The 20964-nt window shown below is 69.7% G+C and carries 20 protein-coding genes; 5 read left to right on the top strand and 15 right to left on the bottom strand.

Going from position 1 to position 20964, the window contains the following annotated elements; translation table 11 throughout:
* Positions 1-62: 62 nt before the first annotated feature.
* The 3 genes from ACQHIV_RS06195 to ACQHIV_RS06185 are packed head-to-tail and all read right to left on the bottom strand — an operon-like array spanning position 63 to position 4279.
* Positions 63-893: a class I SAM-dependent methyltransferase gene (locus ACQHIV_RS06195; RefSeq protein WP_427892484.1), complete on the bottom strand. Its 831-nt coding sequence runs from the start codon at positions 891-893 to the stop codon at positions 63-65.
* Positions 865-3447, bottom strand: a complete 2583-nt coding sequence (locus tag ACQHIV_RS06190; RefSeq protein ID WP_427892483.1) for an accessory Sec system translocase SecA2 — start codon at positions 3445-3447, stop codon at positions 865-867. Before ACQHIV_RS06190 ends, ACQHIV_RS06195 begins: the two co-directional genes overlap by 29 nt.
* Before the next feature lie 40 nt (positions 3448-3487).
* Positions 3488-4279 (bottom strand): GNAT family N-acetyltransferase, encoded by a 792-nt coding sequence (locus ACQHIV_RS06185; RefSeq protein WP_427892482.1) that lies wholly within the window; start codon positions 4277-4279, stop codon positions 3488-3490.
* A gap of 64 nt (positions 4280-4343) precedes the next feature.
* Here ACQHIV_RS06185 and ACQHIV_RS06180 point away from each other — a divergent pair, with 64 nt between their 5' ends.
* The gene (locus ACQHIV_RS06180; protein ID WP_427892481.1) at positions 4344-4901 is read left to right on the top strand and encodes an AMIN-like domain-containing (lipo)protein; all 558 of its coding nucleotides are present in this window, start codon (positions 4344-4346) and stop codon (positions 4899-4901) included.
* Positions 4902-4918: 17 nt separating this feature from the next.
* On the opposite strand, the gene ACQHIV_RS06175 is transcribed toward ACQHIV_RS06180, so the two are convergent.
* The 4 genes from ACQHIV_RS06175 to ACQHIV_RS06160 all read right to left on the bottom strand — a co-directional run bounded on the left by ACQHIV_RS06175 (position 4919) and on the right by ACQHIV_RS06160 (position 10493).
* Entirely contained in the window at positions 4919-6859 is a 1941-nt protein-coding gene (locus ACQHIV_RS06175) for a GxGYxYP domain-containing protein (RefSeq protein ID WP_427892480.1), read from the bottom strand.
* Between the two features lie 234 nt (positions 6860-7093).
* Positions 7094-7861, bottom strand: a complete 768-nt coding sequence (locus tag ACQHIV_RS06170; RefSeq protein ID WP_427892479.1) for a hypothetical protein — start codon at positions 7859-7861, stop codon at positions 7094-7096.
* Between the two features lie 11 nt (positions 7862-7872).
* Entirely contained in the window at positions 7873-9945 is a 2073-nt protein-coding gene (locus ACQHIV_RS06165; RefSeq protein ID WP_427892478.1) for a M64 family metallopeptidase, read from the bottom strand.
* Positions 9946-10022: 77 nt separating this feature from the next.
* Positions 10023-10493, bottom strand: coding sequence for a hypothetical protein (locus ACQHIV_RS06160; RefSeq protein ID WP_427892477.1), 471 nt, complete (start codon positions 10491-10493; stop codon positions 10023-10025).
* A gap of 20 nt (positions 10494-10513) precedes the next feature.
* Between ACQHIV_RS06160 and ACQHIV_RS06155 the strand changes: the two genes are divergently transcribed.
* Positions 10514-11263, top strand: coding sequence for a class I SAM-dependent methyltransferase (locus ACQHIV_RS06155; protein ID WP_427892476.1), 750 nt, complete (start codon positions 10514-10516; stop codon positions 11261-11263).
* On the opposite strand, the gene ACQHIV_RS06150 is transcribed toward ACQHIV_RS06155, so the two are convergent.
* The 3 genes from ACQHIV_RS06150 to ACQHIV_RS06140 are packed head-to-tail and all read right to left on the bottom strand — an operon-like array spanning position 11235 to position 12871.
* Complete coding sequence (locus ACQHIV_RS06150) at positions 11235-11588, bottom strand: GntR family transcriptional regulator (RefSeq protein WP_427892475.1); 354 nt, start codon at positions 11586-11588, stop codon at positions 11235-11237. The genes ACQHIV_RS06155 and ACQHIV_RS06150 overlap by 29 nt on opposite strands.
* Positions 11589-11600: 12 nt before the next feature.
* On the bottom strand, positions 11601-11993 hold the full coding sequence (locus ACQHIV_RS06145) for a GntR family transcriptional regulator (protein WP_427892474.1): 393 nt from the start codon (positions 11991-11993) through the stop codon (positions 11601-11603).
* Positions 11990-12871, bottom strand: coding sequence for a hypothetical protein (locus ACQHIV_RS06140; RefSeq protein ID WP_427892473.1), 882 nt, complete (start codon positions 12869-12871; stop codon positions 11990-11992). Before ACQHIV_RS06140 ends, ACQHIV_RS06145 begins: the two co-directional genes overlap by 4 nt.
* Positions 12872-13012: 141 nt before the next feature.
* Here ACQHIV_RS06140 and ACQHIV_RS06135 point away from each other — a divergent pair, with 141 nt between their 5' ends.
* Positions 13013-13678, top strand: a complete 666-nt coding sequence (locus ACQHIV_RS06135) for a class I SAM-dependent methyltransferase (RefSeq protein ID WP_427892472.1) — start codon at positions 13013-13015, stop codon at positions 13676-13678.
* On the opposite strand, the gene ACQHIV_RS06130 is transcribed toward ACQHIV_RS06135, so the two are convergent.
* The gene (locus tag ACQHIV_RS06130; protein ID WP_427892471.1) at positions 13671-14237 is read right to left on the bottom strand and encodes a TetR/AcrR family transcriptional regulator; all 567 of its coding nucleotides are present in this window, start codon (positions 14235-14237) and stop codon (positions 13671-13673) included. The two genes, ACQHIV_RS06135 and ACQHIV_RS06130, sit on opposite strands and share 8 nt — an antisense overlap.
* A gap of 39 nt (positions 14238-14276) precedes the next feature.
* Between ACQHIV_RS06130 and ACQHIV_RS06125 the strand changes: the two genes are divergently transcribed.
* On the top strand, positions 14277-14666 hold the full coding sequence (locus ACQHIV_RS06125) for a DUF4440 domain-containing protein (protein ID WP_427892470.1): 390 nt from the start codon (positions 14277-14279) through the stop codon (positions 14664-14666).
* Here ACQHIV_RS06125 and ACQHIV_RS06120 read toward each other — a convergent pair.
* From ACQHIV_RS06120 to ACQHIV_RS06105, 4 genes are all read right to left on the bottom strand, one after another.
* The gene (locus ACQHIV_RS06120; RefSeq protein ID WP_427892469.1) at positions 14663-15601 is read right to left on the bottom strand and encodes a glycoside hydrolase family 19 protein; all 939 of its coding nucleotides are present in this window, start codon (positions 15599-15601) and stop codon (positions 14663-14665) included. The two genes, ACQHIV_RS06125 and ACQHIV_RS06120, sit on opposite strands and share 4 nt — an antisense overlap.
* A 93-nt stretch (positions 15602-15694) precedes the next feature.
* Complete coding sequence (aspS, locus tag ACQHIV_RS06115; RefSeq protein WP_427892468.1) at positions 15695-17464, bottom strand: aspartate--tRNA ligase; 1770 nt, start codon at positions 17462-17464, stop codon at positions 15695-15697.
* A complete protein-coding gene (hisS, locus tag ACQHIV_RS06110) occupies positions 17461-18789 on the bottom strand; it encodes a histidine--tRNA ligase (protein WP_427892467.1) in 1329 nt (442 codons plus the stop codon). Before hisS ends, aspS begins: the two co-directional genes overlap by 4 nt.
* Entirely contained in the window at positions 18786-19475 is a 690-nt protein-coding gene (locus ACQHIV_RS06105; protein ID WP_427892466.1) for an MBL fold metallo-hydrolase, read from the bottom strand. The genes hisS and ACQHIV_RS06105 overlap by 4 nt, the downstream gene beginning before the upstream one ends.
* 237 nt (positions 19476-19712) lie before the next feature.
* On the opposite strand from ACQHIV_RS06105, the gene ACQHIV_RS06100 reads away from it, so the two are divergent.
* Complete coding sequence (locus ACQHIV_RS06100) at positions 19713-20939, top strand: DUF349 domain-containing protein (protein ID WP_427892465.1); 1227 nt, start codon at positions 19713-19715, stop codon at positions 20937-20939.
* The last annotated feature ends 25 nt before the right edge of the window (positions 20940-20964 follow it).

Below are 20964 nucleotides of genomic sequence, written 5' to 3'. Positions count from 1 at the left end.
GCCCAGGTGCGCGCCCGGCCGCATCGAGCCGACGGCTGTCCGGCCCTAGACCAAAGTCTGACTCAGAACCGGAAGCGCACGATCCGGGACGAGTGCCGGAAGCCCGGGAGCAGGTTCATCAGCTGGTACATGCGGCGTACGCCGGTGGGCGCCTTCGCCAGGAGTTCGGGGGCGTCGTTCATCGGCGCCTCGCCGGCGTACTCGAGCCGTGGATGCCAGTCGGCCAGCGCGGCCGGGTCGTCGAAGCCGCACTCGAAGCGCGCGTTGTACCGGCGCCCGACCGGATCCCACTTCGACATCCGCCAGGCCGACGCCGACACGGTGTCGAACTCGAGCTGGCCGGTCGGGAAGGCGTCGACGATACCGGTCAGCAGCCGGTGCAGCTGGGTCTCGGTGAGGTACGGCACCAGGCCCTCGGCGATCATCAGCACCGGCCGGCCCCGCGGTATGTCCTCCAGCCAGGCCGGATCGGTGACGCTGGAGCCGATCAGCGTGTAGTGCTCCCGCTCCGGCAGGAGCAGGCGGCGCAGGTCGATCACCGACGGGAAGTCCAGGTCGTACCAGTCGACGCCGGCGGGCGGGTCGACCCGGAACACCCGTGCGTCCAGGCCGCAGCCGAGGTTCAGGACCACCGCGTCCGGGTGGTCGGCGAGGAAGGTACGAGCCCAGTCGTCGAGGGCCTTGGCACGTACGACGGCGGCCAGGCCGAGCTGGTTGGCACCGAACCGGCCCGTGTCGTAGTCCGGGTCGAGACAGCGCATCGCCAGCTCGGCGTACTCGTCGCCGAGGATCGGGTCCGGCAGCCGGTTGTCGAGGGCCTTCGCCTTCAGCACCGGCGTCAGGGTCTGTTGGACGCCGACGAGATCAGTCGACCTTTCCCTTCCTGGGCTCATCATCCGGCTCCTCCTCGTCCTCCCGGAGCTCGTCCGGGAGGTCGTCCTCGTCGAACTCCTCGGCGAGGATCTCCTCCGGCTCGGCGGCGGACTCCGGCTTGATCGCGTTCCGGAGCCGGCCGAGGATCCGGTCCGCCTCGGTACCGAACGGGTTGTCGTTCACCAGGTACGTCCAGGTCGCGGTCGGCCGCGGGATCCCGCTGGTCTCCTCGTCCAGGCCGTCCGCGGTGATCTCCGCGGTCGTGAACGTCTCGACCGCGTCGTCCCAGGCGTCGGAGATCAGCGTGTCGAACGACGCGATCGCGGACTTGTTGAACTCGTCGATCGGCTTCAGGTGCACGATCCCGCCGGCCAGCGAGCGCAGGTGGATGCCCTCGCGCAGGTCGGCCAGGTACGCCAGGTGGTCGGTCCAGCGCCGGTCCAGGTGCCCGAGCGCGATCCGCCGCGCGGCAGCCTTCACCACGTCCTCACCGACGTCGTCGACGAGTTCGTCGTACCGCTCCTTGGCCCGCTCGGAGAGCTCGGTCGCGGCCAGGTCCTCGGTCAGCACCTTCTCCCGGGTCTCCAGCAGGATCGCGCGCTGCTGCCCGGTCAGCCGGTTGTACTGCCAGGTGGTCCGGTGCAGCTCGGCGTTCGCGCCGTCCGCGACCCGCTGGGCGTGCTCGAGCATGCCGATCGACTTGCGGTCGGTGAGCCGGCCGGTCTCGTCCGGGTGCGGGCGCAGGCCCGACGACACGGAGTACCGCGTGACGAGCTCGTCGGCGAGCGACGCGAAGAACAGCGTGCCGCCCGGGTCGCCCTGCCGGCCGGCGCGGCCGCGCAGCTGGTCGTCGAGCCGCCGGGACGCGTGCAGGCCGGTGCCGATCACGTACAGCCCGCCGAGCTCGAGCGCCTTCTCCTTGTCGTGCGTCTCGTCCTTGCCGCCGAGCCGGATGTCGGTACCGCGGCCGGCCATCTGCGTGGACACGGTCACCGTCCCCGGTACGCCGGCCTCCGCGATGATGCCCGCCTCCTCGGCGTCGTTCTTCGCGTTCAGCACCACGTGCGGGATCTCGGCGGCCTCGAGCCGGTCGCTGAGCTGCTCCGACTCCTCCACGCTGTGGGTGCCGATCAGGATCGGGCGGCCGGTCTCGTGCACCTCGGCGATGTGCTTGACCAGCGCCTCGTTCTTCTGCTCGACGGTCAGGTACAGCCGATCCTGGTCGTCCTTGCGGACGTTCGGCGTGTTCGGCGGTACGACGGCCACGTCGACCTCGTAGAACTCCTGCAGCGACTCGCCGACCACGACGGCCGTACCGGTCATGCCGCACAGCGACTTGTAGCGCCTGATCAGCGACTGGACGGTGATGCTGTCGAGCACCTCGCCGGAGTCGCTGACCGGGACGGCCTCCTTCGCCTCGACTGCGGCCTGCAGACCGTCGGGCCAGCGCTGGAGCTTCGCGACGCGGCCGCGGCTGTTGTTGATCAGGCTGACCTTGCCGTCGCGGACCAGGTAGTCGACGTCGCGGCGCAGCAGCACCTCGGCGTGCAGCGCGACGTTGACCTGGGTCAGCCGGTCCAGGTTCGCATCGTCGTACAGATTGAACCGCGGCCGCTCAACCTCAACCGCGTCCTCCGCGTCCTCCGCGTCCTCCGCGGCGTCCCCGGCCTCGTCCTCGGTCTCGTCGTCCGTGGTCTTTTCGTCCACGTCCTCGTCCGGGGTTTCTTCGGTTGCGGCCGCGGCGCGTTCGCCGAGGGCTTCCTCGACCTTGTCGGTGCCCTTGTCGGTCAGCGCGACCGTCCGCCCGTCACCGTCGATCTCGTAGTCGACTCCGGCGCGCAGCGTCCGCACCAGCTGTACGACGTCGTCGTCCAGCGCCTCGTTCCGGGTGGCGCCGGCCAGCACCATCGGCACCCGCGCCTCGTCGATCAGCACCGAGTCGGCCTCGTCGACCAGCGCCACGTCCGCGTCCGCGGTGACCCGGTCCGCGACATCCGTCACCAGCCGGTCCCGCAGTACGTCGAACCCGATCTCGTTCACCGGGACGTAGCAGACCTCGGCCTGGTACGCCGCCCGCCGCTCCTCCGGCGTCGACGCCTGCCCGACGTGCGACACGGTGACCCCGAGCAGCTCGTACACCGGGCCCATCCACTCGGCATCCCGCTTGGCCAGGTAGTCGTTCACGGCGAGCACGTGCACCTTGCGGCCGCCGAGCGCATACCCGGCGGCGGCGATCGCGCCGGCCAGTGTCTTGCCCTCACCGGTCGCCATCTCGACGATCCGGCCCTGCAGCATCGCCAGCGCGCCGACGACCTGGCCGTCGAACGCGCGCTCGCCGATCGCCCGCTTGCCCGCGTCCCGGGCCAGCGCCAGGAACTCGATCTGCTCGTCCTCGTGCAGCCCACCGGTGGTACGCAGCTCGGTGACGGCCTCGGTGAGCTCTTCGTCGGTCAGGGAGAGGACCGATTCCTCCGCCTCGCCGACCAGCTGGGTGAGCCGTTCGTACGGGCCGAGATCGATCGAGCCGGGGCGCTGCAGCAGCCGGCGGAAGCGGGAAGCGATTTTCAGGGCCATGATGCAGGCAACGTACAGCGTGAACCGGTCGTTCCGCGCGTCAGGGTCGCCAGTGGTACGGCGTTGTAACGGTGACCGCGTGCAGCCCGAGTTTCTGCAGGATCGGGCGGGAGTCCACGGACGCGTCGACGCGCAGGAATTCGTACCCGCGGTCCTTCGCGAGCCGGGCGCGGTGCACGAGGAGGGCGGAGTACAGGCCCTGTCGCCGCCACTCGGGCAGCGTCCCGCCACCCCAGAGGCTGGCGAACCCGGTGCCGGGGTGGAAGCGGATCCACGCGGCCGACACCACCGGGCCGCCGGTCAGCACGTCCTCCACCAGGAACACCGACAGCCGGTCCGGGAACATCCGCGCCTCCCCGGCCAGGTGCTCCACGATCCGCTCGGTGCCGTTGTGCCACAACGTGTCCGTGAGTACGGCGATCCGCGCGTAGTCCTCCGGCCCGTCCGCCTCCCGCATCCGCACCTTCGACGGCAACGCCGACGGCCGCGCGAGCACCCGGTCCACCTCGCCGAGGATCAGCGTCTCCGGATCGTCCCGGACGAACCCCTGCCGCGCGAGCCGCTCCCCCACGTCGGCCGGCTCGTCGTACGCGTACGTCTTCCACTCGAACGGCAGCCCGCGCACCCGGAAGAACGCCACCTCGTGTTCGATCACGGCGTCCGGGTCGTCCCCCAGCCCGCGCGGCGCCTCGACGAACCCGGCGCCGTCCGGGCCCTCGACGTACGAGCGGTGCACCAGCCCGACATGCTCCTGCTTCCACCCCGGAATCGCGTCCGCGTCCGGCAACCGGATCCGGCGGTGAAAGACCTCGAGCAACTCCTCAGGCGTCATCCGCGCAGTCAACCAACCTCCACCAGGCTGCGTCTAACCCATTGTCCTGAGAAGGGGGGACATCATGAACATCCACCGCACCACTCGCACGACGGTCCTCGCCGCCCTCGCGGTGCTGGCGATCCCCGCAGCGGCCTTCGCCGCGCCGGCCGTCGCCGGATCGTCCACCACCCTCGCCCCGATGTCCACCACCGCGCCCTGCCCACGCGGTTGGGGGTCCTTGCCCAAGAGCGACAGCCGGATGGTGCAGTCACCGATCACGGACGTCCGCGCCGGCCGGCACGCATGCTTCGACCGGATCGTCGTCGACCTGCACGGACGGGCCGCTGGGTACGACGTCCGGTACGTCGCCAACGTCCGCCAGGAGGGCTCCGGGTTCGTCGTCCCGCTCCGCGGCGGCGCGAAGCTGCAGGTCGTCGTCCGCGCGCCGGCGTACGCACCGCTGAAGGTTCCGAACGTCAACGGGTACAGCGCGTTGCGGCAGGTCGCGTTCGCCGGCAGCTTCGAGGGGCAGACGACGTTGGGTGTGGGTGTCCGGGCCCGGCTCCCGTTCCGCGTGTTCACGCTGGCGGGGCCGGGCTCGAACACCCGTCTCGTGGTGGACGTCGCCCACCATTGGTAAGACCTACAGCTAGTTGCCTAGAGCACCCGGTTGAGCAGGTCGTAGAACGTGTTCGCGAGGACCAGCTCGTACGGGTCGCCGAGCAGCGCGCCGAGGTCCACCATGTCGGACGGGGACCACGACCAGGCGCCGATCAGGCCGGAGATGAACAGCGGCTTGGAACCGTCCCAGCTCGCGATCCGCTGGTCCAGCGCGGCCTTGAACTCGGCCGCCTTGCCGGGTGCACCCCAGCCGCCCGTGATCGGGATGCCGCCCTGCCGGGCGGTCAACGTGTCGCCGTCCCAGGTCTGCATGATCCCCTTGGTCGGCGTGTAGTCGGCGTACCCCTTGGCGATCTCCTCGGACAGCAGCACCCAGGTGTTGTTCGCCCGGCCGCTGTACGCGTACACCTCCTCCAGTCCGGTACGGCGCATGAACGAGCCCGTGAGTTTCAGGTACTGCGTGAGCTCGTCGGGTGTCCACGACGCCGGGTAGGTGTAGCCCGCGCCGGACGGGCCACAGACCAGCAGGTCGTTCGCGGTCGCGGTCCGCTGGAAGTAGCTGTAGATGTTCGGCCCGGCCTCGACCAGCAGCGGGTCGATCGTCCAGTTGGTCGGCACCTGGCCGCGTTTCGGGTCGTCCCAGATCTCCCGCAGCCGGCGCTGGCAGTACTGGATGTTGTCGCCCTCGCCGAAGGTCAGCGTCAGGTAGACCTTGTTCTGCGGCTTGTCGATCCGCCGGGTCGCCCGCGGCTTGTCGGAGATCGGCGACGCGAGCCCGGCGTGCACGGTGCCGTTCATGTAGAAGTCGGCAGCGACCACCGGCGAGCCGCCCTTCGAGGCCAGGTCGACGCCGTCCCACTCACCGGAGACGTCGTTCGCGAACCAGCCCATGTACGGCGCCAGCGTCGGCCACTTCGCGTAGTGCTCGATCAGCAGGTCGCCCGTCGCCCCGCCGGGTGGCAGCCAGCTCACCAGGGCCTTGGTGGCCACCACGTAGTCGCGGAAGTACGGGAACGGCTCGACGCGGGTCGGCGACGTGTCGGTGGCGCTGACCAGGTACTGGTTCCACATCTCCACCGTGACGACGAGGGACGTCGTACCGGCCGGTGGGGCGATCTTGTAGATCCAGTAGTTCCCGCCGTCGGCGAACCTGTTGGCCTCACCACCGATCGACGAGTGCGAGCCGTCGAACAGGTACGGCGCCTCCTCCGGCGTGTTCGGCTCGAACCGTGCGAGCTCGGTGCCGTTCGCCGTGATCACCACGTGCCGCACCGAGGCACCCCAGCCGTCGTCGGTGAACGAGTCCCCGAACTTGACGTACACGGCCTCCTTCCCGAGCTTGGCCGAGACGTCGAGGTTGTACGTACCGCGGTTCGACGAGTCGCGGATCTGCTGCGTCTCGCGGGCGATCTCCAGCCACTGCACGCCCTCGACGTCGACCACCCGGGTCGGCGGGAGGCCGGCCAGCAGCTGCTTGGTGACCCGCGGGAACAGGTTGTCGAGCTGCCACCGGTACGTCTTCACCCGGTCGTCGTCGAACATCCCGCGCAGGTCCTTCACGATCTTCAGGCCGTACGCCTTCGCCTGGTCGGCGTTCGCGACCACGCCGTTCTCCAGCCCGGCGAGCGTCGTCGCGACGTTCAGCGAGTCCGGTACGGCGTCGTCGTACACGATCGCGCCCCGGACCCGGCCCCGGTACTTCGCGATCAGGTCCAGCGGGTTCTTGTAGAGCTTCTTCGGCAAGCGCATGTCGGACAGCCACTTGGCGTCCGGCACGCTCGCGGTCCCGGTGTCGTAGATGAAGTACAACTCCGGCTCGGAACGGTTGACCACGCCTTGCAACGTTGTCAGCAGGGTCTGATCTTCCCCGCTGAGCTTGCTGACGTCGCCGTAGTCCAGGTGTCGTGGGCGGTTGAACACCGGCAGCAGCCGAGCGGGGCTGCCGGACGTCGATGAATCTGCAGCATTTGCGGTCAATGCGAAAGGCTGAACCAGCCCCGCGGTGACCGCCCCGCTACCCGCCAGGAACGCACGTCTCGAAACCATCGCGACCACTCCCTGAGGTTGACATCGATGTCAAATCTGCCGGGAATGTAGCAACCCCAGGAGAGCGTGTACATAGCTCGCTTGGAATCGTTTCCGCCGATGGCGCGACAAGCCGTGGTGTCGTGCGACAAGCTATTGCCTGTCGCGCGACACCACCGGGTGTTCCTAGTCGCCCTGGCCGGTGCGGGCGCCGCGGGCCTCGATGGACTCCGGGAGGGCGGATTCGGGGAGGCCGACGAGTTCGGCGACCGGGGTCAGGCGGCCTTCGAACTGGGCGGCCAGCGGGGCGGCGCCGACGTGCGTCGTGGTGGTCGGCTCGTCGATCCGGTGCAGGCGGACGTGGATGCCCGCGCGGGTTTCGGCGGTGACGTCGGACGCGGGGACGCGGGCCGTGAACTCGTAGATCTCCCGCGGCGTGACGTGATGCCCTTCAGGACCGTCGGGGAGCGGGAACGAGCGTTGCGTGTTCGGATCCGCGACCGTGCCGGCGTGCAGCAGCCGGTCCTGGTACGTGACCTCGTACGCGTCCGCGCCGTGGAACGTCGTCGACTGCGCCAGCGGTCCGTCGACGAGGTGACTGTCGACGACCGTGAGGCGGTCGCCGCGGACCCGGATCCGGAGCCGGACGTACTGCTCGGCCGGAGCGCCGGTACGGCGGGTCCGCGCGGCCTGCTGGTCCGGGTACGCGCCCGCCGGCTGCTGCTCCGTCGACTCGCGGCTCGCCGCCTCCCGGTTGAACGCGGGCTTCACCGACCGGCTCACGTCCGGGCCGCCGCTGCTGCCCGCAGTCGGCTGTTTCGGATCCGGCTTCGTGGGTCCGGCGTGTGGTGGTACCGCGACGTGACTCCGCCGGGTTTCTCCGGCCGGAGCCTTTGTCGGCCGGCGGTCGCGCGTTGCCGGCCGTTCGGTCTGTGTGCCTTTGGCGTGTTTCATCGTCGGCCTCCTTACCAGTTCCGGCCGTAGCGGTAGTTGTGGATCCAGCGGTAGTAGATGCGGTCGAGGACGATCCCCCGCCGCCCGTTGATGACGCCGAACCAGTCGGTGTTGTGGACGTACAGCTGCGGCTTTCCGGCACGCCCGGTCATCCGGGCCGGTTCGAACCGGTCGACCGCGCCGAGGTTCCACTCCCCCACCCAGTCGCCGACGTAGTCGGTCTTCAGGTCAGCCCCCGAGCTCAGCATCCGGCCGAGGTACTCCGTGGCCCAGTCCTGGTCGTTCCACACCCACAGGTCGCAGCGTCCCGTTCCGTCGATGTCTGCCGCGAAGAACTGGTCGTGCCGCCCGAGCCCGTCCCAGCCCGGTACGTCGCCGTCGTAGCGGTGCACGTAGGCGAGCCCGGACCCGGTGGACCGGAACATGCCGAGGTACGCCATCGACCAGTCGCCGCCGTTGAACACGAACACGTCGCACTTGCCGTCGCCGTCGAAGTCGCCGAGGATCAGCTGGTCGTGCTGCGCGAGCCCGCCCCAGCCCGGGATGTCGCCGTCGTACCGGTGGATCATCGAGTACCCGGAGGCGCTCGCGGAGAACAGGCCGACGTACGCCATCGACCAGTCGTCGCCGTTGAAGATCACCAGGTCGTCGCTGCCGTTGCCGGTCAGGTCGCCGGCGAAGAACTCGTCGTGCCGCGCCAGCCCGCCCCAGCCGGGGATGTCGCCGTCGTACCGCTGGCTGACCCAGAACCCGTTGCCGGTGGAGCGGAGCAGGCCGACGTACGGCATCGACCAGTCGTCGGTGTTCACCACGACGAGGTCGTCGCGGCCGTCGCCGTTCAGGTCGGCGACCAGGAACCGGTCGTGTGCGGCGAAGCCGCCCCAGCCGCGGATGTCGCCGTCGTACCGCGCGACCAGCCGCAGGCCGCCGGCGCCGTCGGACTTGAGCAGGCCGAGGTACGGCATCACCCAGTCGACGCCGTTGAAGATCGCCACCTCGTCGGTGCCGTCGCCGTCGAAGTCGCCGACGTACACCTGGTCGTTCGGCATGAACTGCCACGAGCCCGGGACCCGTTCGACGGCGCTGAAGCTGTGCTCGAGCGCCGTACCGTCGGCGCGGAACAGCTGGATCGACGTGCCGTGGTGCAGCAGCAGATCGCTGCGGCCGGTGCCGTAGAAGCGGCCGGCGTACGCGTTCCGGAACGTGTGCTCGGTCTCGTGGTCGCGGGCGGTCTTGATCGACGTGTAGCAGACCGGGCAGTACGGCGGCGTGTTCGTGTTCATCCGGCAGTTCTCGACCGGGCGGTAGATGCCGGTGTTCTTGGTGCCGCCGCCCTCGAACAGGCCGACGTCGGTGTTGCTGTTCCAGTCGGCCGGGCGCGGGCCGTTGTTGTAGTTCGCGGCGGACCCGATGCCGGTCGGCAGCGGGGTGCTCGGCGCGATCAGGTTCGCCCACTTGGTGGTCGCCCGGTCGGTGATCGTGGTCAGGTTGATCCAGCCCTGCTCGGGCCCGGTGTACGCGCCGCCGGCCGAGTACTCGTCCGCGAAACCGCCGATCCCGTGGCCGAACTCGTGCGCGATCACGGTCCAGTTCACGCCCATCGGGACGTGCGCCCGGCCGCCGCCTCCGCAGCCGCCGTAGTTCGGGTTGTTGAGTACGACGAGCAGTTCGTTCCAGTCCGGCACCCACTTGTTCAGCGCGGCCTGGATCCGCGCCTCGGTGTCCGGCCCGTACTCGAGCCAGCAGTGCGCCCACGATCCGCTGAAGATCATCCCGAGCGCGGTGTCCCGGATCGTCTGCGAGGCGATCGTGTCGTCCGACGGATCGGTCGGCGTCCCGTGCTCGTCGTACGTCCGGGTGCTCACACCGGAGTCGACGGACTCCAGGTTCACCCGGTAGATGTTGTACGCCGACGCGTCCTCGCTGTAGTAGTCGTGCCCGAAGACGCCGTCGATCAGCGTCGTCTGCACCCAGCTGTTGTACGCGACCTGATCCACCGCGGTGAACCCGTCCCCCAGCACCGCGATGTTCCGCTTCACCCCAGGCGGCCCTGCCTTCCGCAGCACAGTCATGCTGTCAGCCATCACTCCCCCTTACACAGCGGCGCCCCCAACGAACACCCGCTACCTGGACGGAGTGTTCGCCGGGGGCCGCTGATACGTCAGGGTTTGCGGCGGGGGAAGCGGGAGCGGAACGTACCGTCGTACTCGAGGTGCATGTAGCCGGCCGAGTGCACCCCGACCGCAAAGAACCCGGCCAGCACGAAGACGATCCCGGCGACCGTCGAGATGTGCCAGAAGGCGGCGGCGATCCCGACGAACGCCGCACCCTGCGCGACCGACTTCGCGAACGAGACGAGCCGCGAGCTGGTCACCCGGTGGCGATACTCCTCCTGCAGGTTCAGCACCAGGAGCGCGGCGAGCAGCGGGATCGCGACGGCGAACGCGACCACACAGATCGTGGCGGTCAGGTCGAGCGGCTTCGCGGTCAGGAACGGCTGCACCACCACGAGGCCGGCGGCGCCGAGCCCGCCGTACGTCAGGTTGGACTGCCGGATCCATTCCTGCTGAGCAGCCGGGTCGGAGGCCGCGTCCACGACCTCGGCCTTAATCCGCTCGATCTCGTCGTCCATGGCGAGCAATAGTAGGGCCCGTGAGGTATTACTACGCCGAGCATCAGACCGCCTACCGACAGCTCATGCGGGACGGGTTCACGCAGTGGAACGACCTGTTCGGGGAGAGTTGGACGTTCGAGGAGTTTCCCAACCGGGCGTTCCTGGAGAGTGTGCTCGGTCGGCTGGTGCCGGGCGGCGAGGTGCTGGAGTACGGGTGTGGCACCGGGCCGGCGGCTTGTTTCCTGGCGGAGCGGGGGTTTCGGGTGGATGCGGTCGACCTCATCCCCGAGGCGATCGTCGTGGCGCGACGGCTCGCGGCACAGCGGGGCGTGGCGGTGAACTTCGCCGTACAGGACATGTGCGCGATGCCGCCGGGCAGCAAGCAGTACGACGTGGTCCTCGACAGCTACTGTCTCCAGTCGATCGTCACGGACGCCGACCGGTCGAACGTCCTGCGGGCCGTCCGTGAACGGCTGAAACCCAACGGGTACTACGTGTTGTCGACGGCCATGTACGACGCGAACCGGGTCTACGACGGCGAGTTCCGGTACGACGACCAGACCGGCATCTGCTACCAGGAGACGGCAGGACCAACCGACGACGCGATCCAACTGGACGGGACCTGGTACCTCCCACACCGCCGCCACCTGCGCCCCGACGCCCTCCGCAGCGAACTGGAGACCGCCGGCCTGTCCGTCATCGAGCAGAACGGCGGCAACGTCATCGCAACAGGATCCCGCCCGGTGGGCTACACGTCAGCTACCAGGCGCGCTGAAGGATCTCGGTAGCCTCCGCGAGCGACATGCCCGCCTCGCGGGCGGCGGCGGCCAGCTGAGCGGCCGCGGTGTGCGTGGCGGCGTCGTCGATCCGGCTGCGGAACGCCAGTACGAACGTGCCGTTGCGCCCCCGCGTCTCCACCAGCTCGTCGGCCTCCAGCTCCTTGTAGGCGCGCGCGATCGTGTTCACCGCGAGCCCGAGGTCCAGCGACAACTGCCGCACCGTGGGCAGCCGAGTCCCCCGAGCCAGCTCCCCGGCCCGGATCAACGCCTCGAGCTGCGACCGCACCTGCTCGTACGGCGGCGTCAGGCCGACCGGGTCAACCGTGATCTCCATCGGACCAGCATCTCAGCCGAACTCCTCCGTGCGACGGGGACGGTCCCCACTTCCCCAGGTCCGCTGCAGCAGCTCGGTCGCCTGGGCGAAGTTCAGCCCGGCCCGCAGCGCGGCCCGGGCGAACATCGTGGCGGCCGCGCGGGCCTCCTCGTCGTCGACCCGGATCCGCGTCGCCAGCACGAACGTGCCGTTCCGGCCGCGGGTCTCCACCAGCCGCTCGGCCTCCAGCTCCTTGTACGCCCGGGCGACCGTGTTCACCGCGAGCCCGAGGTCGCCGGCGAGCTGCCGTACGGTCGGCAGGCGGGTGCCGTGGACGAGCTCGCCGGCCCGGATCAGCGCGTCGATCCGTTCCTTCACCTGCTCGTACGGCGGTTTCGCCGAGCCGGGGTCGACCGTGATGATCATCCGGCGATCCGCTGCACCCGGCCGAGCCCACGACGGCTGGCCGCCACCACGCCCCGCGCACACAGCATCGCGACGGCGACCAGGAACAGCACGGTGGCCAGGCGCTGGACGAAGTGCGGCACATCCGACGGCCAGTCGAACGACATCGGGAACGCCGCGCCGAGCAGCCAGCAGATCGTCAGCACCGACGCCCCGAGATCCCGCAGGGTCGACGCCCGCAGCGCCTCCTGCCAGAGCAGCTCGGCCTTGTCCCCCGCCGGCTGGTTGACCTGCAAGGCCCGCCGCTGCAGCAGCAACCCGAGCGCCCATGACGGTACGGCGACGAGTCCGCTGACGACGAGGATCCAGCCGCGCGCCGGGTGGTCCGCCGTACCGAGGACCACGACGCCCATCCCGATCCCGACCAGCGGCAGCACCAGGCAGCTGTACTGGATCGCGATCTCCAGCGGGCTGAGGTAGTCCGCGAGCCGGCGCGGCCGGAGCGCCGCCGTCCGCTGTCCGCCGCCGGCCGAGCGCACGATGCGGTAGTTGTACGCCAGCGTCGCGAGACCGCCGGCCCCGGCCACGGCCGCCGCCGCGAACAGCCAGCTGAGCAGCCCCGCGTCGAACACGTCACCGCTCGCGAACCCGAAGTGCAACCCGTTGTGGACCAGCAGCACGACTCCGCCCGCCACCAGCGTCCCGGCCAGCATCCCGCCCAGCAGGATCGTCTGCCGCCGCCGCTGCCACGTGACGGCGGCCTCGACCAGCCGCGGCTCAGCAGGCAGTCCGGCCCGCTCGACCAGCCGGTCCACCTCGAGCCGCGCCGACCTGTCCCGCAGCATCAGCAACACGACCTCGACGGCGACCATCACTCCGACCGTCCACAACAGCTCCACCTGAACCACGCCCCGTTCGCCTATTTGTACCAAATGTATTGATACAAACCGACCAAGTCAAGCGATCGTTTGCATCCCGGGCACTTTCGGCCCGTACCGAAAGACTGGCGGCGCGATCGGCCCGGCCGGAGCATGCGGCGTATGAGAGTCGGACAGAGCGGCACCGGGCCGGGCGCGCACACGCGGGACGGGAGTGCGGTCGAGCTGTACGAGGTCACGCCGGCGCACGGCGAGGACGAGCTGATCGACGCCGCGATCGCGCCGGGCAGCAGCATCCTCGAGCTCGGCTGCGGGACCGGGCGGATCACCCGCCCACTGCTCGCCCGCGGGCACCGGATCGTCGCCGTCGACGAGGCACCCGAGATGCTCGCGCACGTGACCGGGACCGAGACGATCCGCTCGACGATCGACGAGCTGCGGCTGGACCGGCGCTTCGACGTGGTGCTGATGATGTCGTTCCTGATCAACGTCGCCGACGACGCCGAACGCCTCCGCCTGCTGCGCACCTGCGCGCACCACGTCCGCCCCGGCGGGTCGGTCCTCCTGCAGCAGGAGATCGCCCGGCACGCCCCCGCCGTACTCGAGAACGAACGCCGCAAGCTGGTGATCGCGGACGTCGAGGAGCTGCCTGGCGGCGCGCAGGCCGCGACACTCACCCATATCGTCAACGGCCGCTCGTGGTCACAGCGGATCGTCACCAAGTACCTGTCCGAGGACGACCTCGCCGCCCAGCTGGCCGAGGTCGGCCTACAGCTCAGCGGCTACCTCACGCCCGACCGCATGTGGGTCAGGGCAGAGCTCAGCTGAGGCACAGCCGCACCACGGACTCCTCGAACGCGGCACCGGCCGCGGCCGCGGTCATCCGGCCGGCGGCCAACTCGCCGGCCGCCGCGTGACCGACTGCCAGTACGGCCGAGACGAGCCAGTCGACGGTTGCCCCAGGCGCGAGCAGTTGTGCGTCGGCGGCGCGCTGCAGCGCCTGCCGGAGACCGCCGGTGATCGACTCGTGGGCGGTCCGGTCCGCGCCGCTGTCCCGATGCGCGAACAGCGCCGGGTTCAGCAGCGCGGGATTCGCCTCGATCACCCGCCACGACCTGGTCGCCCATTCGGCGACCCCCGCCCGCGGCTCCTCCGGCAGCGGCGTACCGCTCAGGTGCGACGCCACCTCGCGCGTCACGCGCTCGACGATGTGGTCGAACAGGTCGCTCCGGCGGTCGAAGTGCGCGTACAGCGTCTGCCGGCTGACCCCGGCGCGCGCGGCGATGTCGGCCAGCGAAGGATCCCGGCCGGCGGCCAGCAGCTCCTCCGCGGCGCGGACGATGCCCGCGGCGTTCGCCTGAGCGTCCTCGCGCTTTTTCCTCGACATGCTTGTCAAGGTTAGCGGATCGGGATTACCTTGACACACATGTCAAAGATAATCCCGATCCGGACCGAGGCCGACCTGGTCGGCTACCTGACCAGGTATCCCGTCGAGGTGGCCTTCGGCACCGAACCGCCCGAGGACGTGTTCGACCGCTACCACCGCGAGGACTTCCTGATGGTCAACGACGGCGTCGCGCTCGACCGGCAGCGGTTGATCGCCCACGTCCGCCCGGCCCGGAAACGCGCGACGGCCGTCGAGGTCGACGTCCACGACGCGGTGGTCGGCGAGGGCTTCGCCGCGGCGCGCTACACGCTCACCGCGACGATGCGGAAGGGCGGCCCGATCGTGACCGAGATCCGCGCCTTCAGCACCCTCGCCGACGACGGCCGGCTACTGCGCACCGAGCAGTACACCGACATCGGCACGCACTAGCCCAGCCCGCCACCCTGCTTGGCGAGTGAGTCGAACTGGGTCCGGCTGAGCTTGCTGGTGTCGCCCTTCAGCGCGGCCGGGCGGGTGCAGATGACGCCGGACGGAATCGAACCGGTCAGGTACTGCAGCGCGTTCTTGAACGAGTCGCAGCGCCGCTGGTCCTCCGCGCCGGCCGGGTACCCGATCGCGGCGTTCACCCGGCCCATGTCCAGGTTGTCGGCGTACGGATTGATGCTCCGGGCAACCGTCCAGTACCAGCGGGCGATCGGCGCGCTCCACTGCAGCGACAGCGCGAGGTCCGGGTTGCCGAGCAGGTCGATGCCGAGGTACTGACCGGCCGGGCCGTAGTTGAAGTCACCGGTCAGCTGGATGTACCCGCGGCCGCCGTACAGCCGGGTGTCGCCGATCTCGCGGATGTTGTACTCCAGCCGCGACTCGTGCACCAGCGTCGCCAGGAAGGCGGCCTTCCGGTACGGCGTGTTGATCTGCGCGTCCTTCATCGCCTGGTTCAGCGACGGCAGACCGGTCTCGACGATCGACGGGTTCGCGATCCGGGTGCCGAACATCGCCTGGACGTCGGCCAGCGTGATGTCGTCACCGGCCGGCGGCTCCGAGGTGCCGCATTCGGGGACACCGGGCAGCTTGTCCTCGGGGACCGCGATGTAGACGACCGTGACGTACCCGCCGAGCGCGGGCACGTGCGCCCACCACTCGCTGGTCCCGTCGGAGTTGCTGACCCGGTCGCCGTGCTTCTGGCAGTCGACGTCGATCGACGTCGGGCCACCGAGCGTGCGGACCACGGCGGAGGACAGATAGGCGTCGGCGCGGACGTTGACGCCGCTGCCGTACGTCTGGAAACCGGTCGCGTTCGCCGGGACGACCCCGGCGACGGTGAGACCGAAACCTACGAGTAGCGCAAAAAGGAGACGACGCATGAGCACTCCTGGGGCGAGGAGGGGGCGGACGCCGTGAAAATCTAACTAAGCCTCTTCACGACGTCGCCAGTCTGCTCCCAAACCCCGGATTGCTCAACCCTTGTCGGGTTTCGCGTCCACCCCCGCTTCCTTGCGCTGCTCCGGCGTGATCGGTGCCGGGGCCGCGGTCAGCGGGTCGAAACCGCCGCCGGACTTCGGGAACGCGATCACGTCGCGGATCGACTCGGTGCCGGCCAGCAGGGCGGTGATCCGGTCCCAGCCGAACGCGATCCCGCCGTGCGGCGGCGCGCCGAACTTGAACGCGTCGAGCAGGAACCCGAACTTCTCCGAGGCCTCCTCGTCGGTCAGGCCCATCACCTTGAACACGCGCTTCTGCACGTCCTCGCGGTGGATACGGATCGACCCGCCGCCGATCTCGTTGCCGTTGCAGACGATGTCGTAGGCGTACGCCAGCGCCGAGCCCGGGTCGGTGTCGAACGTCTCCAGCGAGTCCGGCTTCGGCGACGTGAACGCGTGGTGTACGGCGGTCCAGGCGCCGGACCCGACCGCGACGTCACCGGCGGCGGTCGCCTCGTCGGCCGGCTCGAACAGCGGCGCGTCGACGACCCACACGAACGACCAGGCCGACTCGTCGATCAGCCCGCCGCGGCGGCCGATCTCCAGCCGGGCCGCGCCGAGCAGCGCCCGCGACGTCTTGACCGGACCCGCGGCGAAGAAGATGCAGTCGCCCGGCTTCGCACCGACGTGGTCGGCGATGCCCGCGCGCTCCTCCTCGGACAGGTTCTTCGCGACCGGACCGGCCAGCTCGCCGTCCTGGCCGACCAGTACGTACGCCAGCCCGCGGGCGCCGCGCTGCTTCGCCCACTCCTGCCACGCGTCCAGCTGCTTGCGCGGCTGGTCCGCACCACCCGGCATCACCACGGCACCGACGTACGGCGCCTGGAAGACCCGGAACGGGGTGTCCTTGAAGTACTCCGTGCACTCGACGAGCTCGAGCCCCATCCGCAGGTCCGGCTTGTCGGAGCCGAACCGCGCCATCGCCTCGCCGTACGTCATCCGCGGGATCGGCGTCTGCACGTCGTACCCGACGAGCTTCCAGAGCGCGGTCAGGATCTCCTCGGCCAGCGCGATGACGTCGTCCTGGTCGACGAAGCTCATCTCGATGTCGAGCTGGGTGAACTCCGGCTGCCGGTCGGCGCGGAAGTCCTCGTCGCGGTAGCAGCGGGCGATCTGGTAATACCGCTCCATCCCGGCCACCATCAGCAGCTGCTTGAACAGCTGCGGCGACTGCGGCAGCGCGTACCACGAACCCGGCTGCAGGCGGGCGGGCACCAGGAAGTCGCGGGCGCCTTCGGGTGTCGACTTGGTCAGCGTCGGCGTCTCGATCTCGACGAAATCGTGCTGCGCGAGGACCTCACGCGCGGCCTGGTTCACCTTGCTGCGCAGGCGGATCGCCGTACCGGGGCCCTGGCGGCGCAGGTCGAGGTACCGGTACTTGAGCCGGATCTCCTCGTTGACCGGCGTCGCGTGGTGCTCCTCGACCGGGAACGGCAGCGGAGCCGCCTCGTTCAGCACCTCGACCTCGGTGGCGATCACCTCGATCTCGCCGGTCGGCAGGTTCGGGTTCGCGTTGCCCTCGGGCCGCGGCGACACCTCGCCGACGATCTTCAGGCAGTACTCCGACCGCAGGCCGTGCGCGGCCTCCTCGTCGCGGATGACGACCTGGACCGTGCCGGACGAGTCGCGCAGGTCGATGAACGCCACGCCGCCGTGATCGCGCCGCCGCGCCACCCAGCCCGCGAGAATCACGGTCTCGCCGGCGTCGGCTGCGCGCAGCGAACCTGCGGAACGGTTACGGATCACGACTTCTCCTCTTCGATGATGCCTGGACGTAGATCTTCGGCCGGCGGGGCCCACGTGGCCGCATCGGCCGCCACCTGCTCACCACTCCGGATGTCCTTCACTTCGGGCCCGTTCTCGGTACTGAACCACACGAACGGAATCCCCCGCCGATCGGCGAACTTGATCTGCTTCCCGAACTTGGCGGCCGCCGGCGCCACCTCAACGGCGATCCCCCTGGCGCGCAACGCAATGGCCGTCCGCATCGCCTCCGCCCGGTCCTCCTCAGAGTTCAGGGCAATCAGTACAGCCGTCGGCGTACGACGATTGGCACTCAACAGCCCCTTGGAGATCAGCCGGTGCACCAACCGCGACACACCGATCGAGATCCCCACCCCGGGGTACGTCGTCTTCCCGTCCGAGGCGAGCGAGTCGTACCGCCCACCCGAGCAGATCGACCCGTACCCCTCGTCCCCGATCAGCTGCGTCTCGTACACGGTCCCGGTGTAGTAGTCGAGCCCGCGCGCGATCTTCAGATCCGCGACCAGCAGACCCGGCGCGTGCTCGTTGGCAGCCGTCATGATCTGCGACAGCCGCTCGAGCCCTTCGTCCAGGATCTCGTGCTGCACCCCGAGCGCCCGCACCTGATCCGCGAACGACGCGTCGGTGCTCGAGATCTCGGCCAGCCGGAGCACCTGCTTGGCCGTCTCGGACGACAGGCCCGCGGCGGTCAGCAGCTCGGTCACCTTGTCCGGGCCGATCTTGTCCAGCTTGTCGACGATCCGGAGCGTGCCGACGATGTCCTCGATCCCGAGGCCGCGGTAGAAGCCCTCGGGGATCTGCCGGGTGTTCACCTGGATCCGGAACGGCGGGATCGGCAGCTTGCGGAACGCGTCCGCGATCACCAGCGGCAGCTCGACCTCGTAGTGGAACGGCAGCTCGCCGCTGTCGATGATGTCGATGTCGGCCTGGGTGAACTCGCGGTACCGGCCCTCCTGCGGGCGCTCGCCGCGCCACACCTTCTGGATCTGGTAGCGCCGGAACGGGAACACCAGCTTGCCGCTGTGCTCCAGCACGTACCGCGCGAACGGCACGGTCAGGTCGAAGTGCAGCCCGAGCGCCGCGTCCTCGTCGGCGTTCGCGGCCAGCCGCCGGACGCCGTAGATCTCCTTGTCGGCGTCCTCACCCTGGTTCGACAGCCGCTCGACCGGCTCCACCGCGCGGGTCTCGATCGACGCGAAACCGTGCAGCTCGAACGTCTCCCGGATCGTGTCGAGGAACCGCAGCTCGACGATCCGGTCACTGGGCAAAAACTCCGGGAACCCGCTGAGTGGGGTCACCTTACTCATATCTTCGGAATCTCCAGGTCCTGCAAGTAGGGGTTGGTCGCCTTCTCCCGGCCGATCGTGGTCTGGCCACCATGACCCGGCAGGACGACGATCTCGTCGCGCATCGGCAGGATCTTGGTGGCCAAGGTATGCAGCATCGCCGGATGGTCGCCGCCTGGCAGATCCGTCCGGCCGATCGACCCGGCGAACAACACGTCACCGGAGAACAGCACCGCGGGCACCTCTTCGGGCCCGTCGTACGGCGTCGTGAACGTGACCGACCCGCGGGTGTGCCCCGGGGTGTGGTCGACGGTGAAGTCCAGGCCCGCGAGCTCCAGGGACTGACCGTCCTTCAGCTCGGCCACGTCGTCGGGCTCGGCGAACTCGTGCGCGCCGCCCAGCAGCATCCGGGCGGTCTCCGGGCTGACACCGGCCATCGGGTCGGCGAGCAGGTGCCGGTCGTCCGGGTGGATCCAGGCGGTCGCGTCGTGCGTGCCGCAGACCGGGAGCACCGAGAACATGTGGTCGATGTGACCGTGCGTGAGCAGCACGGCGACCGGCTTCAGCATGTTCTCCCGGACCACCTGCTCGACGCCCGCGGCCGCGTCCATGCCGGGGTCGACCACGATGCACTCCGCGCCCTGGCCGGTGGCGACGACGTAGCAGTTAGTACCCCACGCACCCGCGGGGAACCCGGCGATGAGCACGACAGACCTTCCTGGAACAGGGTTCGGGACCCACCAAGGCTACCGGTCGGGATCCACCGAGATCGAACCGGATTGTGATCCAACCCCGTTGCGCCTGAGCTGGGAGTTTGTGATTGTTCAGGGATAAGCGTCGAGTAAGCGCCTCGACGCGCCCGGACAGGCCCTGGTCACGCGGTTGGACCGGGGACTGGCCAGAATGGGCACGAGCGCAGTGCATACCGCCGGAAGGGGCGAGTTGTGGCCGGAGAGAACTGGGGCCGGGTAGCCGAGGACGGAACGGTCTTCGTACGGACGAAGGACGGTGAACGGGCGGTCGGCCAGTGGCCCGACGCGAACCCTGAGGAGGCGCTCGCCTTCTACACCCGACGGTACGACGCGCTGGCCTTCGAGGTCGAACTGCTCGAGCAGCGGGTGCAGGCCGGCACGGTGTCGCCGGACGACGCGCGCGCCGCGGTCAAGAAGGTGGTCAACGCGCTCGAGGACGCCCAGGCCGTCGGCGACCTGGACGGACTCCGGGCCCGGCTCGACGCGCTCACCCCGCTGGTCGCCCAGCAGCGCGAACGCCGCAAGGCCGAGCGCGCCGCGAAGGTCGAGGAGGCGCGGTCCGCGAAGACCAAGATCGCCACCGAGGCCGAGACGATCGCGGCCGGCACCGACTGGCGGCACGGCGTCACCCGGCTCCGCGAACTGCTCGACGAGTGGAAGGCCCTCCCCCGGCTCGACAAGTCCTCCGACGACGAGCTGTGGCACCGGTTCTCCTCGGCGCGGACGACGTACACCCGGCACCGCAAGCAGCACTTCGCCGAGCTGTCCTCCAAGCGTGAGGAGGCCGCGCTGGTGAAGGAGCGGCTGGCCGCGGAGGCCGAGTCGCTCGCGTCGTCCAGCGAGTGGGGCCCGACGTCCGGCCGGTTCCGGGACCTGATGCGGCAGTGGAAGGCCGCCGGCCCGGCGCCGCGCGAGGTCGACGACAAGCTCTGGGCGCGCTTCCGGGCCGCGCAGGACCTGTTCTTCGGCGCCCGGGACGCCGTCCAGGCCGAGGAGAACGCCGAGCAGGTGGAGAACCTCAAGGCCAAGGAAGAACTGCTGGTCGAGATCGAGGGCATCCTGCCGGTCGAGGACGCCCGGACCGCCCGTGAGCAGCTCCGCGACTACCTGGACCGCTGGGACCAGATCGGCAAGGTGCCGCGGGACTCGATGCGCGCGATCGACAGCCGGCTGCGCGCGGTCGAGCAGGCCGTCAAGTCCGCCGAGGACGAGGTCTGGAACCGCAGCAACCCCGAGGCCCGCGCCCGCGCCGAGGCGACCGTGAAGCAGCTGCAGTCGCTGATCGCCGACTTGGAGAAGCAGGCCGCCAAGTTCGAGTCCCAGGGCAACACCCGCAAGGCCACCGACGCCCGGGAGGCCATCGCGGCCCGCCGCGAATGGCTCACCCAGGCCCAGAACGCGATGAACGAGTTCAGCTGACCGGTGCGGGCCTCGCGGGCCCGCA

Source organism: Kribbella polygonati (genome assembly GCF_050320105.1).
Classification (GTDB): domain Bacteria; phylum Actinomycetota; class Actinomycetes; order Propionibacteriales; family Kribbellaceae; genus Kribbella.
This window is presented reverse-complemented; position numbering and strand designations above follow the sequence as displayed.